Raw genomic sequence first — 16,914 nt, 5'->3', positions numbered from 1 at the left:
GCGTTTACTGACCCGCGTCCCCGGCGCCCGACCTACGTCGGGGGAGCTTCGAGGGGGAGCGGGACCACTGGCGCACAACGGCGTGCGAGGGGGAGTGCTGTGTTGCGGAGCTTGGGGCAGAGGCCGGTGACGAGCGGCGACGAGGACGCGAGGGTGGTGGCACTGCGGACGGCCGTGTCCCGGCTGCGTCGCGAACTTGCCGCGCATCCGGCCGAGTTCCGGGACCGGGCGATCGCCGAGGACGAACTGGCCGCGCTGGCCGCGATGACGGACGGCGGGGTGCCCGAGACACCGCGGCTGCGGAGGTCGTTACTGCTGATCGCGGGTGCGATCGGGTCCGTCAGCGCCCTGTCGCGGGGTTTGTCCGATGTTCGTGACGCCGTGGACCTGTTCGGGGAGCAGCCTCGCGGGCGTGGCTAGGAGCTGTCCTCGGACCATGCCGGTGTCGACGGGCCCCGGGCCGGAGGGCGGGCGCGCCCTGCGTCGCACGGCCGGTGTGCCCGCGGTGTGACGGTGGCCGGCCGGCCGGTGCGTCACACAGGCCGGCGCGGTCTCGCCGTCACGCCTGGTTCTGGCTGGCCAGTGCCTCGGACAGCTCTCCGGCCACCTGCTGGAGCACCGGCACGATCTTGTCCGTGGCCGCCTCGGTGACCCGCCCCGCCGGGCCGGAGATCGAGATCGCCGCCGCGGTGGGGGAGTTCGGGACGGAGACCGCCAGACAGCGGACGCCGACCTCCTGCTCGCTGTCGTCGACCGCGTAGCCGTTGTTCCGCACGTCCTCCAGGGCCGCGAGGAAGCCGTCCGGCGTAGTGATCGTCTTCTCCGTGGCGGCCGGCATGCCGGTACGGGCCAGCAGTGCGCGCACCTCCTCCGGAGGGAAGCCGGCGAGCAGCGCCTTGCCGACACCGGTGGAGTGCGGCAGTACCCGTCGGCCCACCTCGGTGAACATCCGCATCGAGTGTTTGGACGGCACCTGGGCGACATAGACGATCTCGTCCCCGTCGAGCAGGGCCATGTTCGCCGTCTCGCCGGTCTCCTCGACCAGCCGGGCGAGGTACGGCCGGGCCCAGGTGCCCAGCAGCCGGGACGCGGACTCGCCGAGGCGGATCAGACGCGGGCCGAGGGCGTAGCGGCGATTGGGCTGCTGGCGTACGTATCCGCAGGCCACGAGCGTGCGCATCAGGCGGTGGATGGTGGGCAGCGGCAGCCCGCTGCTCGCGGACAGCTCGCTCAGGCCGACCTCGCCGCCGGCGTCGGCCATCCGTTCGAGCAGGTCGAAGGCGCGCTCAAGGGACTGGACGCCACCGTTGGAGGACCTGGCGGAGTCGGTGGTGCTGGCGCTGGACGTCGGCACGGCGCGTTCCTTTCGGGGCCGGTGGGAGGGCCAAAGCCTACCCGTCGGTCGGTTGACTCCCCGCTTGTGCATAGCTACGTTCTGCTTGGCGGAATTCTAATTCCGCTTTGTGGAAACGTCCAGAGTGGGTCCGGTGGGTGCACTGTGGAGAAGTGTGCCCTTGACGGCTCGGGAACGGGAGTGAAGACTCCTTCAACAGAAAGTTGAATTCCGTCACGCGGAAGTTGACGGCGGCAGAGAGGGGTCCGGGTGTCCGACGCTGAACTGGTGCTGCGCTCGACGCGCGTCATCACACCCGAGGGGACGCGCGCCGCCTCGGTCGCGGTCGCCGGCGGGAAGATCACGGCCGTGCTGCCGCACGACGCCGAAGTCCCGCCCGGCGCCCGTCTGGAGGACCTCGGGGACGACGTCCTGCTGCCCGGCCTGGTCGATACGCACGTGCATGTCAACGACCCCGGCCGCACCGAGTGGGAGGGCTTCTGGACCGCCACGCGCGCGGCGGCCGCCGGTGGCATCACCACCCTCGTCGACATGCCGCTCAACTCCCTGCCGCCCACCACCACGGTCGACCACCTGCGCACCAAGCGGGACGTGGCCGGCGACAAGGCCCACATCGACGTGGGCTTCTGGGGTGGCGCGCTGCCCGACAACGTCAAGGACCTGCGCCCGTTGCACGAGTCGGGCGTCTTCGGCTTCAAGGCCTTCCTGTCGCCGTCCGGCGTGGACGAGTTCCCGCACCTGACCCAGGACCAGCTCGCCCAGTCGCTGGCCGAGATCGCCTCCTTCGACGGCCTGCTGATCGTGCACGCCGAGGACCCGCACCACCTGCAGGCCGCCCCGCAGCAGGGCGGCCCCAGATACGCCGACTTCCTCGCCTCCCGCCCGCGCGACGCGGAGGACACGGCGATCGCCCAGCTGATCGCCCAGGCGAGGCGCCTGCACGCGCGCGTGCACGTCCTGCACCTCTCCTCCAGCGACGCGCTGCCCCTGATCGCCGAGGCCAAACGGGAGGGCGTACGGGTCACCGTCGAGACCTGCCCGCACTATCTGACCCTGACCGCCGAGGAAGTCCCGGACGGTGCCAGCGAGTTCAAGTGCTGCCCGCCGATCCGCGAGTCCGCCAACCAGGACCTGCTCTGGCAGGCGCTGGCCGACGGCACCATCGACTGTGTGGTCACGGACCACTCGCCCTCCACCGCCGACCTGAAGACCGACGACTTCGCCACGGCCTGGGGCGGCATCTCCGGGCTCCAGCTGAGCATGGCGGCGGTGTGGACCGAGGCCCGCCGGCGCGGGCACGGCCTGGAGGACGTGGTCCGCTGGATGTCCACGCGGACGGCCGAACTCGTCGGCCTCGACGACCGCAAGGGCGCCATCGCGGTGGGCCGCGACGCCGACTTCGCCGTGGTCGCCCCCGAGGAGACCTTCACCGTCGACCCGGCAGCCCTCCAGCACCGCAACCGCGTGACGGCGTACGCGGGCAGGACCTTGTACGGCGTCGTCAGATCCACCTGGCTGCGCGGCGAACGCATCGTCGTGGACGGCGAGTTCACCGAGCCGAAGGGGCGACTGCTCACCCGGACCAGCTGACCACCACCCACCGACACCGAAAGGCAGACCTGATCACCGTGACGGCGCAGCATCCATCTGCTCTGGCTCGCTTCACCGGCGACGCACACCCCTACGGAGGCGGCGACCCGTACGCGGACTACCGCACCGCCGACTTCCCCTTCACCCGGTACGCCAACCTCGCCGACCGGCGTCTCGGCGCCGGTGTCATCGCGGCCAACGACGAGTTCTTCGCCCAGCGCGAGAACCTGCTGGTGCCCGAGCGGGCCGAGTTCGACCCCGAGCACTTCGGGCACAAGGGCAAGATCATGGACGGCTGGGAGACCCGGCGGCGACGCGGTGCCTCCGCCGAGCACCCCTGGCCCACGGCCGAGGACCACGACTGGGCGCTGGTCCGGCTCGGGGCCCCCGGTGTGATCCGCGGGATCGTCGTCGACACGGCGCATTTCCGCGGCAACTACCCGCAGGCGGTGTCGGTCGAGGCCGCCTCGGTACCGGGTTCCCCGTCCCCGGAGGAACTGCTGGCGGACGACGTGAAGTGGACGACGCTGATACCCCGCACGCCCGTCGGCGGCCACGCGGCGAACGGTTTCGCCGTCGCCGTCGAGCAGCGCTTCACCCACCTCCGGATCAACCAGCACCCCGACGGCGGCATCGCGCGCCTGCGCGTGTACGGGGAGGTGGCTCCGGACCCGCGGTGGCTTCAGGCGCTGGACACCGTCGACGTGGTCGCCCTGGAGAACGGCGGCCAGGTCGAGGACGCCTCCGACCTCTTCTACTCGCCCGCCACCAACACCGTCCAGCCGGGCCGCTCCGGCAAGATGGACGACGGCTGGGAAACCCGCCGACGCCGTGACCAGGGCAACGACTGGATCCGCTACCGGCTGGTGGCGCAGTCCCAGATCCGGGCGATCGAGATCGACACGGCGTACCTGAAGGGCAACAGCGCCGGCTGGGCGTCCGTCTCGGTCAAGGACGGTGAGAACGGCGAGTGGCGGGAGGTGCTGCCGCGCACCCGCCTGCAGCCCGACACCAACCACCGGTTCGTCCTCGACGCCCCGGCGACGGGCACGCACGCGCGCGTGGACATCTTCCCGGACGGCGGCATCTCCCGGCTGCGCCTGTTCGGCTCCCTGACCGAGCAGGGGGCGGCGGGGCTGGCGGCGCGCCACCGGGAGCTGGGCGGCTGACGCCCGTACCGGGCGACCGAACCCGTGGGGCGCACCGGCCCGGACAGCACCGGTGCGCCCCACGTCATGGCCGGGGGCCCGACGTCACGCCGCGTGGCCGCCGTCCACGGCGAACTCCGCACCCGTGACGTAGTCCGCCCCGGCCAGGTGGGCGACCGTCGACGCCACCTCCTCGGCCGTGCCGAACCGCCCGAGCGCGGTCATCGCCGACTGGTCCGGCGCGTACGGGCCGTCCGCCGGGTTGAGGTCCGTGTCGATGGGCCCGGGGTGGACGATGTTCGCCGTGATGCCGCGCGGGCCCAGCTCCCGCGCCAGGGCCTTCGTCAGGCCGATCAGCGCCGACTTGCTGGTGGCGTAGAGCGTCCCGCCCGGCCCCGGCACCCGCTGGGTCATGCAGGTGCCGATGGTGATGATCCTGTCCCCCGCGGTCATCCGGGCGGCCGCTGCCCGGGAGGCCAGGAAGACGCCCCGGACGTTCACGGCGAGGACCCGGTCCACGTCCGCGAGCGAGAGGTCCTCCAAAGGGCCCAGGACGCCGACGCCGACGTTGTTCACCAGCACGTGCAGGCCCCCGAGCGCCTCCGCCGCACGCTCGACCGCGCCGGCGGCCTCGTCCGGGTCCGCGGAGTCCGCCCGCAGGGCCACGGCCCGCCGCCCGAGCGCCGTCACGCGCCGCACGACCTCCTCGGCCGCCTCCTCGCCGTTCACGTATGTCACGGCCACGTCCGCGCCCTCCCGCGCGAGCCGCAGCGCCGTCGCGGCGCCGATGCCGCGACTGCCGCCGGTGACGAGGGCGACCTTGCCGTCCAGAATTCCGTAAGTGGTTGTCATGGGTCCATTGCAGTGCCGCGCGGGCCCGGGCACCGGCGGTGAACGGACATCGAGATCCGCAGGGCCGGCGGGGCGCGGCCCACCGATGAGTTGCGGGCGCCACCGGGGTCTGAGGTGATGACAGCAGACCCCACCCCGGAAAGAGGCACCTGTCATGGGCAAGCTCGTCTCCACACTCTTCGTCACGCTCGACGGTGTCTACCAGGCACCCGGCGGCCGGGAGGAGGACACCCGCGGCGGCTTCGAGCACGGCGGCTGGAGCTTTCCTTACGCCGACGACGACTTCGGCCGGTTCGTCGACGAGGTCTTCCAGCGCCCGGCCGCCTTCCTCCTCGGCCGGTACACGTACGACATCTTCGCCTCCTTCTGGCCGAAGGTGACCGACCCGTCCGACCCGGTCGCGTCCAAGCTCAACACGCTGCCCAAGTACGTCGTTTCCTCGACGCTGACCGCCCCCGAGTGGGACGGCACCACCGTGGTCCGCGGCGACCTCGCAAAGGAGGTCACCGCCCTCAAGGAGCGCACCGACGGCGAGCTCCAGGTGCACGGCAGCGGCGCCCTCGTCAGGTCCCTGCTGGCCCTCGGCCTGGTGGACACGCTGCACCTGCTGACCTTCCCGGTCGTGCTGGGCACGGGCCACCGCCTGTTCACGGAGGGCGCCGTGCCCACCGCGTTCAGGCACACCGGAGGCCGCACCACGAGCACCGGCGTCGCCATCCACTCGTACGACCTGGCTGGCCGCCCCGAGTACGGCACCTTCGGACTGCCCGACAACACGTGACCGCGGCACCCCGCCCCACACGCCGACGGCGTCCTCGCACCATCTCCTGGAGATCGTGTGAGGACGCCCGGGCGAACGTTAACTTCCCGAAAACTGATCGGACTTGCCGGGAAAATCTCCGGCGTTGTCATTGACATGCCACTGTCTACGCGCGTCATCATGAGGGGCATGAGATTCCCCCCACGAATCAGCCGTATCGGCACCGCGGCCGCCGTCCTGTCCGCCCTGCTCGTCGGCGGAACCGTCACCGCCACGCCGGCGGCCGCGGCGGTCGGCAGCATCTGCTACAGCCGCCTGCCCTCCCAGGCCCACGACACCCTCGACCTGATCGAGCAGGGCGGGCCCTACCCCTTCGAACAGGACGGCACCGTCTTCCAGAACCGGGAAGGCATCCTGCCCAGCCAGTCGTCCGGGTACTACCACGAGTACACGGTGATCACGCCCGGCTCCGACACACGCGGAGCTCGCCGGATCGTCACCGGTGAGCGGAACCAGGAGGACTACTACACCGCCGACCACTACGAGTCGTTCGACCTGGTCGACTACGGCTGCTGAACTCACCGGGCCTGAACCCACCGGGCCTGACCCCCACCGGGCCCGGTTTCAGCCGGATCTGCGGCTCTCGGCGGCGGCGAACAGCGCGAACGCCAGCGCGAGCAGGGCGACGTTCGCGTAGATCTCGAAGCCGTCGAGAAAGTCGATCCGTTGCACGAGACCCCAGTTCCAGTCGGTGAACTCGTGCACCAGGCCCGCGACGCCCTGCACCAGGGCGATGAATCCAATGATCTCCAGCAGCTGCTTCATGGCATGATCCTCGCCCCGCGGACCCCCCACCCCCAATCGGCCGCGGGGCGAGCCATGTCGGACGGAAGTCCAGGTTCCGTACGCCCCGGCCGCGACCAAGGTCGCGGATGCCGCGACTTTGGTCGACGAACGCGCCGCCGTGGCGCCCCCGGTCGTCCGCACTGCGTAGATTGGGCGACCGTGAGTGGAGACCAGCCGGAGCCCGTACCCCAGGCGTTCGCGGGGCGGCGCTGGCTGCTGCCCTCAGCCCTGATCAAGGAGTTCGACCCCGATGCCGCGCCCACCGGGCGCCCCCGGCGCACCGCACGCGACTGGGTGGTCGACTTCTCCTGCTTTCTGGCGGCCGTCGTCATCGGCCTGCTCGGCGCGGACACGCTGCAGAAGGAGGACCTGCCGGCCGGTTACGCGGCCTTCGACCAACTGCTGGGCGCGCTCTCCTGCGCGGCGGTCTGGCTGCGGCGCCGCTGGCCCCTCGGGCTCGCCGTGGCGATGCTTCCGGTCGCCTTCGTGTCGACCACGGCGGGCGGCGCGGGCCTGATCGCCCTGTTCACGCTCGCCGTCCACCGGCCCTTCCGGTACGTGGCCTGGGTGGCAGGTGCCTCCGCGGTACTGAACCCGCTGTACTTCTGGTGGCGCCCCGAGCCCGATCTGCCGTACGGCTGGGCCGTCCTGCTGGCTTCGCTGATGACCGCCCTGGTGGTCGGCTGGGGCATGCTGGCCCGGTCCAAACGGCGGCTCCTGCTGAGCCTGCGCGACCGCGCCCGCCGTGCCGAGACGGAGGCCCGGCTGCGCGCCGAGCAGGCGCAGCGGCTCGCCCGCGAGGCCATCGCCCGCGAGATGCACGACGTCCTCGCGCACCGGCTGACGCTGCTCAGCGTGCACGCGGGCGCCCTGGAGTTCCGTCCCGACGCGCCCCGCGAGGAGATCCAGCGGGCGGCCGGCGTGATCCGGGAGAGCTCCCACGAGGCGCTCCAGGACCTGCGGGAGATCATCGGCGTACTGCGGGCCGGGGAGCCCGACGACACCGGCCGCCCGCAGCCCACCCTCGCGGCACTGGAGGCGCTGGCCGCCGAGTCCCGCGAGGCGGGCATGAAGGTCACCCTCGACCAGCGCGTCACCGACCCCGCGGACGTGCCCGCCTCGGTCGGCCGCACCGCCTACCGCATCGCCCAGGAGGGCCTGACCAACGCCCGCAAGCACGCCCCCGGCACGGAGGTCACCGTGACGGTGACCGGCACACCCGGCGAGGGGCTGAACGTGTCGGTGCGCAATCCCGCGCCCGAGGGCGAGGTCCCGCACGTCCCCGGCTCCGGGCAGGGCCTGATCGGCCTGACGGAACGGGCCGTCCTGACCGGCGGCCGGCTGGAGCACGGCCCGGCCGCGGACGGGGGGTTCGAGGTGCGGGCCTGGCTGCCTTGGCGATGACCCGCGTGGTCGTGCCGCTCACCAGGTGGCGCCGGTCCGGAACGCAGGCCCGCACAACCGTGATTACGTAAGCCCCATGACTGCGATCAGACTTCTCCTCGTCGACGACGACCCGTTGGTCAGGGCCGGCCTGTCCTTCATGATGGGCGGCGCCCAGGACATCGAGATCGTCGGCGAGGCCTCCGACGGCGCCGAGGTCGACGCGCTGGTCGACCGCGCCCGCCCGGACGTGGTCCTGATGGACATCCGGATGCCCTCGGTCGACGGCATCACCGCCACCGAGCGGCTGCGCGGCAGGAAGGACGCCCCGCAGGTCGTGCTGCTGACCACCTTCCACGCCGACGAGCAGGTGCTGCGCGCCCTGCGGGCCGGCGCCGCCGGGTTCGTGCTCAAGGACACCCCGCCCGCCGAGATCGTCGACGCGGTGCGCCGCGTCGCGGCCGGTGACCCCGTGCTGTCGCCCACCGTCACACGCCAGTTGATGGAGCACGCGGCCGGCACCGCCGCCGACACCCGCCGCGCACGCGCGCGTGAGCGGCTCACCGTCCTCAACGACCGCGAGCGCGAGGTCGCCGTCGCGGTGGGCCGGGGCCTGTCCAACGCGGAGATCGCCGCGGGGCTCTTCATGAGCGTCGCCACCGTCAAGACCCACGTCTCCCGCGTCCTGGCCAAGCTCGACCTCAACAACCGTGTGCAGATCGCCCTGTTGGCCTACGACGCGGGACTTCTGGAAGAACTGGAGGAAGACGGGCACTAGCGCGGAGAACGGGTCGTTGTCGGAGTGGTGAGAAGGGGGAAGCCATGACGGAAGTGATCGACCTCGGGGCGTACGGCGACGAGTTCCGCGCCGACCCGCACCCCGTCTACGCACGGCTGCGTGAGCGGGGCCCGGTGCACCGGGTGCGGCTGCCGGAGCCCGACGCCCACCACGAGACCTGGCTCGTGGTGGGGTACGAGGAGGCGCGCGCGGCGCTCGCCGACCCACGGCTGGCCAAGGACGGCCGCAAGATCGGGGTGACGTTCCTCGACGAGGAGCTGATCGGAAAGTACCTGCTGATCGCCGACCCACCCGAGCACACCCGGCTGCGCGGTCTCATCACGCGCGCGTTCACGATGCGCCGCGTCGAGGAACTGCGGCCGAGGATCCAGCAGATCACCGACGAACTGCTCGACGTGATGCTGCCGCAGGGCCGCGCCGACCTCGTCGACGCCTTCGCCTACCCGCTGCCGATCACGGTGATCTGCGAGCTGCTCGGCGTACCCGAGATGGACCGTGCGGAATTCCGCAAGCTGTCCACGGAGGCGGTCGCGCCCACCAGCGCGGACAGCGAGTACGCCGCCTTCGTGCGCCTCGCCGAGTACCTCACCGACCTCATCGAGGACAAGCGCCGGGCCGGTCCGACCGCCGACCTGCTGGGCGAGCTGATCCGCACCACCGCCGAGGACGGCGACCGGCTCTCCCCGGAGGAACTGCGGGGCATGGCCTTCGTGTTGCTGATCGCCGGCCACGAGACCACGGTCAACCTCATCACCAACGCGGTCCACGGCCTGCTCACCCACCCGGACCAACTGGCCGCCCTGCGCGCCGACATGACTCTCCTGGACGCCGCCGTGGAGGAGGCGCTGCGTTACGAGGGCCCGGTGGAGAACGCGACGTTCCGATTCGCCGCCGAGCCCCTGGAGATCGCCGGCGTCGCGATAGCGCCGGGTGAGTCCGTGCTGGTCGGCCTCGCCGCGGCCGGCCGTGACGCGGCCCGCTATCCCGCCGCGGACCGCTTCGACATCCGCCGTGACTCCCGCGGCCACCTCGCGTTCGGCCACGGCATCCACTACTGCCTGGGTGCGCCCCTGGCCCGCCTGGAGGCCCGCACGGCGCTCCGGTCCCTGCTGGAGCGCGCTCCCGGCCTCGCCCTGGACGGGGCGCCGGGGGAGTGGCTGCCGGGGCCGCTGATGCGCGGGGTGCGGAGTCTGCCGGTGCGTTGGTAGGGGCGCGGGGCCGGAGCCCTGGCGAGGACGGCTCTCACAGCGCCGACGCCGAGGCCCCGCCCGGCATCTCCGCCAGCGGGACGGGTCTTCGCTCGCGCCTCGACACCTCGCAGGCCTCCGCGATCCGCAGCGCCTGCAGGGCCTCCCGCCCGTCGCAGGGATTGGCGCGCTCGCCCCGCACCACTTCCACGAACGCGTTCAGCTCCGCCTCGTACGCGGGCGCGAACCGCTCCAGGAACCCCGACCACGGCTTGTCCGCCGCGGGCGGCCCCGTCGGCTCGGTGGACGCGATCGGCGTACGGTCGTCCAGGCCCACCACGATCTGGTCCCGCTCCCCGGCCAGCTCCATGCGCACGTCGTACCCGGCGCCGTTGAGCCGTGTCGCCGTGGCCGTGGCGAGCGTGCCGTCGTCGAGCGTGAGCACCACCGCCGCGGTGTCCACGTCACCCGCCTCCCGGAACATCGCGGGGCCGGCGTCCGACCCGGCCGCGTACACCAGGACGACCTCGCGCCCGGTCACCCAGCGCAGCACGTCGAAGTCGTGGATCAACGTGTCCCGGTACAGCCCGCCGGACAGCGGCAGCCACGCGGCCGGCGGCGGCTCCTGGTCGCTGCTCACCGCCCGCACGGTGTGCAGCCGCCCGAGCCGCCCGGAGCGCACCGCCTCGCGGGCGCCCAGGTACCCGGCGTCGAAGCGGCGCTGGAAACCCATCTGCAGGATCGTCCCGGCCGTCTCCACCTCGCCGATCGCGCTCAACGTGCCCGGCAGATCGAGGGCGATGGGCTTCTCGCAGAACACCGGGAGACCCGACCGTGCTGCCCGACCGATCAGTTCGGCGTGGGCCGAGGTCGCCGTCGTGATCACCACGGCGTCCACGCCCCACCGGAAGATCTCGTCCACTCCGGGCGCCGCCGTCTCGCCCAGCCGGTGCGCCAGCGTCTGGGCCCGCGCGGTGTCCGCGTCCGTGAGGATCAGGGACCCGACGTCGCGATGGCGGCTGAGCGTGTTGGCGTGGATCGTGCCGATGCGGCCCGTACCGATGACACCGATGCGCATGGAAACAAAGTGCGGGTTCAGTGCGTACGCTGTCAATGCAAATGTCCGGACAATCGAACTACACGACTTCCCGTCAACAACGCGTAGAGCTACAGTCAGGCCGTGCCGAAACCAGAAGTGGACCCGACCGTGGAACTCGAGCTCAGTGTGGACCGGAGCAGTCCGGTGCCCTTGTACTTCCAGCTGTCCCAGCAGCTCGAGGCCGCGATCGAGCACGGAGCGCTCACTCCCGGCAGCCTGCTGGGCAACGAGATCGAACTCGCCGCACGCCTCGGCCTGTCCCGGCCGACCGTCCGCCAGGCGATCCAGTCACTCGTCGACAAGGGTCTGCTGGTGCGCCGTCGGGGTGTCGGGACGCAGGTCGTGCACAGCCAGGTCAAGCGCCCGCTGGAACTCAGCAGCCTCTTCGACGACCTGGAGTCGGCCGGCCAGCGACCGGCGACCAAGGTGCTCGTGAACACCGTCGTCCCGGCGTCCGCCGAGGTCGCCGCCGCATTGGGTGTCGCCGAGGACAGCGACGTGCACCGGATCGAGCGGCTGCGTCTCGCGCACGGCGAGCCGATGGCGTACCTGTGCAACTTCCTGCCGCCCGGCCTGATCGACCTGGACACCCCGCAGCTGGAGGCGACCGGCCTGTACCGCCTGATGCGCGCCGCCGGCATCACCCTGCACAGCGCCCGGCAGACCATCGGCGCCCGCGCGGCCACCGCCCCCGAGGCGGAACGCCTCGCCGAGGAGGAGGGCGCGCCGCTCCTCACGATGCAGCGAGTGACGTTCGACGACACGGGTCGAGCGGTCGAGTACGGCACGCACACGTACCGGCCGAGCCGGTACTCCTTCGAGTTCCAGTTGCTCGTACGGTCCTGACGGGCACGGACCGCGAGGTCGTCCGGGTCCGACGGACCGCGCGGTACGTTGCAATGTCAGGACAATGGGCACTCCCGGTCGGTGGCGTGCCCCAGAGGCGCGGTGAACCGTGCGAGCGACCACAAACCACCCGTACCGGGCAGGACGCGGGGGTGGCGCCCTCGTTCCCCCGCTCGGCACCCAGTGTCAGCGTGCGGCACAATCGGGCCTGATGAGCACCTACCGCGACTTCACCGCACCGATCGGCTCCCGCAGAGCCCCCGTCCTGAGGACGGTGGGCTCCAGAGAGCGCCGCTCGCACCTGTCGGCGCCCCGTGTCCCCACCGTGGGCATCGACATCGGCGGCACCAAGGTGATGGCGGGCGTCGTGGACGCCGACGGCAACATCCTGGAGAAGCTCCGCACGGAGACCCCGGACAAGTCCAAGAGCCCGAAGGTCGTCGAGGACACGATCGTCGAGCTGGTCCTGGACCTCTCCGACCGCCACGACGTGCACGCCGTCGGCATCGGCGCGGCCGGCTGGGTCGACGCCGACCGCAACCGCGTGCTGTTCGCCCCGCACCTGTCCTGGCGCAACGAGCCCCTCAGGGACCGTCTCGCCGGCCGGCTCGCGGTGCCCGTACTCGTCGACAACGACGCCAACTCCGCCGCCTGGGCCGAGTGGCGCTTCGGCGCCGGCCGCGGCGAGGACCACCTCGTCATGATCACGCTGGGCACCGGCATCGGCGGCGCGATCCTGGAGGACGGGCAGGTCAAGCGCGGCAAGTACGGCGTCGCCGGTGAGTTCGGCCATATGCAGGTCGTGCCCGGTGGCCACCGCTGCCCGTGCGGCAACCGAGGCTGCTGGGAGCAGTACAGCTCGGGCAACGCGCTGGTGCGGGAGGCGCGTGAGCTGGCGGCCGCCGACTCGCCGGTGGCCTACGGGATCATCGAGCACGTCAAGGGCAGCATCGGCGACATCACCGGCCCGATGATCACGGAGCTGGCCCGCGAGGGCGACGCCATGTGCATCGAGCTGCTCCAGGACATCGGCCAGTGGCTCGGCGTCGGCATCGCCAACCTCGCGGCCGCCCTGGACCCGTCCTGCTTCGTCATCGGCGGCGGTGTGTCGGCCGCCGACGACCTGCTGATCGGCCCCGCCCGGGACGCCTTCAAACGCCACCTCACCGGCCGCGGCTATCGCCCCGAGGCCCGCATCACCCGGGCCCAGCTCGGCCCCGAGGCCGGCATGGTCGGCGCCGCCGACCTGGCCCGGCTGGTCGCCCGCCGCTTCCGCCGCGCCAACCGGCGCCGGGTCGAGCGCTACGAGCGCTATGCCCGCTTCGCCGAGGCCCGCCGGTCCGAACAGGGGTCGGCGTGACCGTGACCGTACCCCGCCAGGCCGACTCCCCGGACGAGCCGCAGCCGCCGACCGAGGACCGCCGCCACATGATCCGCCGCAGGGCGCTCACCCTGCTCATCATCGTGCTGCTGATCGGCGTGCCCGCCGGCTACCTGGTGATCTCCGCCAACCAGAGCCGTGACAGCGGCAAGGACAAGGAGCGGAAGTACTCCGCGACCGGCCTCACCGAGGGCTGGCCGTCCCGGGTGCAGCGGCGGCTGTACCAGATCCCCGTCCCGGACCCGTCGTACAAGGTCGCGTACTACGAGACGAACAACTGGAGGACCAGCCGTCTCTACGTCCAGTTCCAGACGGCCGACTCCAACATGGACTGGTTCCTGAGGACCGTGGGAGTCACCCGGGGCGATCTGAAACCGGGAGCCATCACCATCAGCGCCCGCGACCAGAAGGTCACCGGCTGGGACTTCAGCGGTCCAGGCCCGTGGTACGGCTTCGTCCACAAGCAGAAGAACCCGGCACCCACCCGAGACGTCGTCGTGAACATGTCCGACCCGGACAATCCGTTCGTGTACGTCGTCTCGCGCACGGTCCCTTGACCGGTCCCCGAGCCCTCCGCGCCGGGCGGCGGTCACCTGGGCACCGAGACCGCCGCCCGCCGCCGGGGCCGATTGTCAGACCCCGCCCGTAGAGTCGGAGACGGTTGATCCGACTCAGGGGCGGGAGGTGGCAGGACGTATGAGCGGCAGTGCTGTGGTGGCCGAGCGCGCGGGGGACGCCGTGCCCGTGCGGCTCGCGGCCGTCTTCCTGCCCGCTCCGCTGCCGCGCGAGGGCCGGATGGCCTTCTGGGACCCCGACGGCGGCCCGCTGCCCGCCGAGGACACCGAGCTCACCGTCGTACGACGCCATGGAGCCGGAGTCCGCCGCAGAACCACCCCCGCGCTGGCCCTGCCGCTCGGCGAGGCGCTGCCGCTGCTCGTGCGGGCCCGCCACGACCCGGCCGCCCACCCCGCCACCGCCTGTTGGGGCGCCGCCACGCTGCACGCCCTCAGGCTCACCGCGCGCGGCCGGCTGTTGCCCGGCCTCACCCCGACCGGCCACGACGCCTGGCGGGCCGGCCCCCTCGACCCGGACGACATCGCCCACCTGCGCGCAGTCGCCGCGGCCCTGCCGTACGAGGGCCACGCGGTCCCGCTGCCCGGCCCCGGCCCCCTGCGGCTGCCCGAGCCCGAAGCGCTGATGCGGTCCTTCCTGGACGCGGTCGCGGACACCCTGCCCCGCACCCCCGCCGCACCGCACAGCTCCGGCAGGCCCTTCGCCGCGCGCGACGGCGTGCACCTGCCCACCGCCCATGACTGGGCGGCCGAGGTCGCCGCCGGCATGGACGCGGGCGTGCGCGTCTCGCTGCGCCTGGACCTGTCGGCGTACGACCTCTTCGACGACAGCGGTGACGGCGCCCGCAGCGCCGGCGCTGCGATCGTCCAGGTGCACAGCCTCGCCGACCCCACCCTCGTCGTCGACGCGGCGGCCCTGTGGTCCGGCGAGGCCGACGCCGCGTTCGGCCCGCGCGCGCGGGTGGACGCGGCGCTCGCGGTGCGCCGCGCGGCGCGGGTGTGGGCGCCGCTCGACCGGCTGTCCGAACAGGACGTGCCCGACGTACTGGCCCTGTCCGACGAGGAGTTGAGCGATCTGCTCGGCATCGCGGCGACCCGGCTCGCGGCCGCGGGAGTCGCCGTGCACTGGCCCCGGGACCTGGCCCACGACCTGAGCGCGGCGGCGGTGGTACGACCCGCGCCGGGCTCGGCGACCGACGGCACCGGCTTCTTCGAGAGCGAGGAACTGCTGCAGTTCCGCTGGCAGCTGGCGATCGGCGGAGATCCGCTCACCGAGGCCGAGATGGACGCCCTCGCCGAGGCGCACCGCCCGGTCGTCCGGCTGCGGGACCGCTGGGTGCTGGTCGACCCGGCCCTGGTCCGCAAGGCACGCAAGCGCGAACTGGGCCTGCTCGACCCGGTCGACGCCCTCTCCGTCGCCCTCACCGGCAGTGCGGAGGTCGACGGAGAGACGGTCGAGGCGGTGCCGGTCGGTGCCCTGGCCGCCCTGCGCGAGCGTCTCACCGCCGGGGTGCGACCTGCCGAGCCGCCGCCGGGACTGCGGGCGACGCTGCGGGACTACCAGCTCCGGGGCCTCGCCTGGCTGGACCTCATGACGTCCCTGGGGCTCGGCGGCTGCCTGGCCGACGACATGGGACTCGGCAAGACGATCACGGTCATCGCCCTGCACCTGAAACGTGCCGGTACCGCCCCGACCTTGGTGGTCTGCCCGGCGTCCCTGCTGGGCAACTGGCAACGGGAGATCGCCCGTTTCGCGCCCGGCATCCCCGTCCGCCGCTTCCACGGCCCGGAACGCACCCTGGACGACCTGGACACCGGCTTCGTCCTCACCACCTACGGCACCATGCGGTCGACCGCGACGACGCTGGCCCGGCACACCTGGGGCATGGTCGTCGCCGACGAGGCACAGCACGTCAAGAACCCGTACTCCGCGACGGCCAAGGCGCTGCGCACGATCCCGACCGCCGCGCGCGTGGCGCTCACCGGCACCCCGGTGGAGAACAACCTCTCCGAGCTCTGGGCCCTGCTCGACTGGACGACCCCCGGCCTGCTCGGCCCGCTGAAGTCCTTCCGGGCCCGGCACGCACGCGCGGTGGAGAACGGCGAGGACGAGGAGGCGGTGGAGCGCCTGGCCCGGCTGGTCCGCCCCTTCCTCCTGCGCCGCAAGAAGTCCGACCCCGGCATCGTCCCCGAGCTGCCGCCCAAGACGGAGACCGACCATCCCGTCCCGCTCACCCGTGAACAGGCGGCGCTCTACGAGGCGGTGGTGCGCGAGTCGATGTACGCCATCGAGACGGCGGAGGGCATGGCACGCAGGGGCATGGTGCTGAAGCTCCTGACGTCGCTGAAGCAGATCTGCGACCACCCCGCGCTGTATCTCAAGGAGGAGCGCGCGCCCGACGACCGCCTGGCGGTCCGCTCGGGCAAGTTGACACTGCTGGACGAGCTGCTGGACACCGTGCTGGCGGAGGACGGCTCGGCGTTGGTCTTCACGCAGTACGTGGGCATGGCCCGGCTGATCACCTCCCACCTCGCCGCCCGGGCCGTCCCGGTGGACATGCTGCACGGCGGGACGCCGGTCGCCGAGCGGGAGCGCATGGTGGACCGCTTCCAGGACGGCGTGACCCCGGTCCTGGTCCTCTCGCTGAAAGCGGCGGGAACCGGACTCAACCTGACCCGCGCGGGTCATGTCGTCCACTTCGACCGCTGGTGGAACCCGGCCGTGGAGGAGCAGGCCACCGACCGCGCCTACCGCATCGGCCAGACCCAGCCCGTCCAGGTCCACCGCCTCATCACCGAGGGCACCGTCGAGGACCGCATCGCCGAGATGCTCGCGTCCAAGCGGGCCCTCGCCGACGCGATCCTGGGCACCGGCGAGGCGGCCCTGACGGAACTGACCGACCGGGAGCTGTCCGACCTGGTGTCGTTGCGGAGGCAGTCATGACAGGAGCGACGAACCGGGGGAGCGCGCGGGACGGGAACGGCCGGGGCCGCGGCCCGGACGGCCCCGCACCTTCGGATGCGGGCGAGACCGACATGCACGCCACCGGACTCGGCGAGGAACGGGTCGTGGACACGGCGCCCGACCCGGTCCAGG

The 16,914-nt window shown here is 72.3% G+C and carries 16 protein-coding genes; 12 read left to right on the top strand and 4 right to left on the bottom strand.

All coding sequences use genetic code 11. The annotated features are described in order from the left end of the window. Positions 1 to 99: 99 nt before the first annotated feature. Positions 100 to 420 (top strand): DUF5955 family protein, encoded by a 321-nt coding sequence (locus ACFYNL_RS29510; RefSeq protein WP_388808345.1) that lies wholly within the window; start codon positions 100 to 102, stop codon positions 418 to 420. Positions 421 to 559: 139 nt separating this feature from the next. On the opposite strand, the gene ACFYNL_RS29505 is transcribed toward ACFYNL_RS29510, so the two are convergent. Continuing rightward, positions 560 to 1,354, bottom strand: a complete 795-nt coding sequence (locus ACFYNL_RS29505) for an IclR family transcriptional regulator (RefSeq protein ID WP_388808342.1) — start codon at positions 1,352 to 1,354, stop codon at positions 560 to 562. A 249-nt stretch (positions 1,355 to 1,603) separates the two neighbouring features. Here ACFYNL_RS29505 and allB point away from each other — a divergent pair, with 249 nt between their 5' ends. Both allB and alc read left to right on the top strand, forming a co-directional pair. Further along, complete coding sequence (gene allB, locus ACFYNL_RS29500; protein WP_388808339.1) at positions 1,604 to 2,944, top strand: allantoinase AllB; 1,341 nt, start codon at positions 1,604 to 1,606, stop codon at positions 2,942 to 2,944. Between the two features lie 38 nt (positions 2,945 to 2,982). After that, entirely contained in the window at positions 2,983 to 4,113 is a 1,131-nt protein-coding gene (gene alc, locus ACFYNL_RS29495; protein ID WP_388808337.1) for an allantoicase, read from the top strand. 84 nt (positions 4,114 to 4,197) lie between these two features. Here alc and ACFYNL_RS29490 read toward each other — a convergent pair whose 3' ends face one another. Continuing rightward, a complete protein-coding gene (locus tag ACFYNL_RS29490) occupies positions 4,198 to 4,944 on the bottom strand; it encodes an SDR family oxidoreductase (RefSeq protein ID WP_388808335.1) in 747 nt (248 codons plus the stop codon). A 154-nt stretch (positions 4,945 to 5,098) separates the two neighbouring features. Here ACFYNL_RS29490 and ACFYNL_RS29485 point away from each other — a divergent pair, with 154 nt between their 5' ends. Together ACFYNL_RS29485 and ACFYNL_RS29480 are read left to right on the top strand one after the other, a co-directional pair. Continuing rightward, a complete protein-coding gene (locus ACFYNL_RS29485; protein ID WP_388808333.1) occupies positions 5,099 to 5,725 on the top strand; it encodes a dihydrofolate reductase family protein in 627 nt (208 codons plus the stop codon). Positions 5,726 to 5,893: 168 nt separating this feature from the next. Next, entirely contained in the window at positions 5,894 to 6,280 is a 387-nt protein-coding gene (locus tag ACFYNL_RS29480; protein WP_388808331.1) for a ribonuclease domain-containing protein, read from the top strand. A 48-nt stretch (positions 6,281 to 6,328) separates the two neighbouring features. On the opposite strand, the gene ACFYNL_RS29475 is transcribed toward ACFYNL_RS29480, so the two are convergent. Beyond that, positions 6,329 to 6,529, bottom strand: a complete 201-nt coding sequence (locus ACFYNL_RS29475) for a hypothetical protein (protein ID WP_388808328.1) — start codon at positions 6,527 to 6,529, stop codon at positions 6,329 to 6,331. A gap of 180 nt (positions 6,530 to 6,709) precedes the next feature. Between ACFYNL_RS29475 and ACFYNL_RS29470 the strand changes: the two genes are divergently transcribed. The 3 genes from ACFYNL_RS29470 (at position 6,710) to ACFYNL_RS29460 (ending at position 9,940) form a co-directional block, all read left to right on the top strand. Continuing rightward, a complete protein-coding gene (locus ACFYNL_RS29470; protein WP_388808325.1) occupies positions 6,710 to 7,954 on the top strand; it encodes a sensor histidine kinase in 1,245 nt (414 codons plus the stop codon). 76 nt (positions 7,955 to 8,030) lie between these two features. Next, positions 8,031 to 8,711, top strand: a complete 681-nt coding sequence (locus tag ACFYNL_RS29465; protein WP_388808322.1) for a response regulator — start codon at positions 8,031 to 8,033, stop codon at positions 8,709 to 8,711. A gap of 44 nt (positions 8,712 to 8,755) precedes the next feature. Next, the gene (locus ACFYNL_RS29460) at positions 8,756 to 9,940 is read left to right on the top strand and encodes a cytochrome P450 (protein ID WP_388808320.1); all 1,185 of its coding nucleotides are present in this window, start codon (positions 8,756 to 8,758) and stop codon (positions 9,938 to 9,940) included. A 34-nt stretch (positions 9,941 to 9,974) separates the two neighbouring features. Here the strand turns inward: ACFYNL_RS29460 and ACFYNL_RS29455 are convergent, their stop codons facing one another. Beyond that, the gene (locus ACFYNL_RS29455; RefSeq protein WP_388808317.1) at positions 9,975 to 10,997 is read right to left on the bottom strand and encodes a Gfo/Idh/MocA family oxidoreductase; all 1,023 of its coding nucleotides are present in this window, start codon (positions 10,995 to 10,997) and stop codon (positions 9,975 to 9,977) included. Between the two features lie 129 nt (positions 10,998 to 11,126). On the opposite strand from ACFYNL_RS29455, the gene ACFYNL_RS29450 reads away from it, so the two are divergent. The 4 genes from ACFYNL_RS29450 to ACFYNL_RS29435 all read left to right on the top strand — a co-directional run bounded on the left by ACFYNL_RS29450 (position 11,127) and on the right by ACFYNL_RS29435 (position 16,761). Beyond that, positions 11,127 to 11,864: a GntR family transcriptional regulator gene (locus ACFYNL_RS29450; protein WP_388809087.1), complete on the top strand. Its 738-nt coding sequence runs from the start codon at positions 11,127 to 11,129 to the stop codon at positions 11,862 to 11,864. 211 nt (positions 11,865 to 12,075) lie between these two features. Further along, positions 12,076 to 13,224, top strand: a complete 1,149-nt coding sequence (locus ACFYNL_RS29445) for an ROK family glucokinase (protein ID WP_388808315.1) — start codon at positions 12,076 to 12,078, stop codon at positions 13,222 to 13,224. Continuing rightward, complete coding sequence (locus ACFYNL_RS29440; RefSeq protein WP_388808313.1) at positions 13,221 to 13,802, top strand: sugar kinase; 582 nt, start codon at positions 13,221 to 13,223, stop codon at positions 13,800 to 13,802. Before ACFYNL_RS29445 ends, ACFYNL_RS29440 begins: the two co-directional genes overlap by 4 nt. A gap of 139 nt (positions 13,803 to 13,941) precedes the next feature. Continuing rightward, positions 13,942 to 16,761, top strand: coding sequence for an SNF2-related protein (locus tag ACFYNL_RS29435; protein WP_388808311.1), 2,820 nt, complete (start codon positions 13,942 to 13,944; stop codon positions 16,759 to 16,761). The last annotated feature ends 153 nt before the right edge of the window (positions 16,762 to 16,914 follow it).

It is taken from the genome of Streptomyces sp. NPDC007808 (assembly GCF_042868655.1).
Lineage (GTDB): Bacteria > Actinomycetota > Actinomycetes > Streptomycetales > Streptomycetaceae > Streptomyces.
Note: the sequence above shows the minus strand (reverse complement) of the source record. Positions and strands in the feature narration are given on the sequence as shown.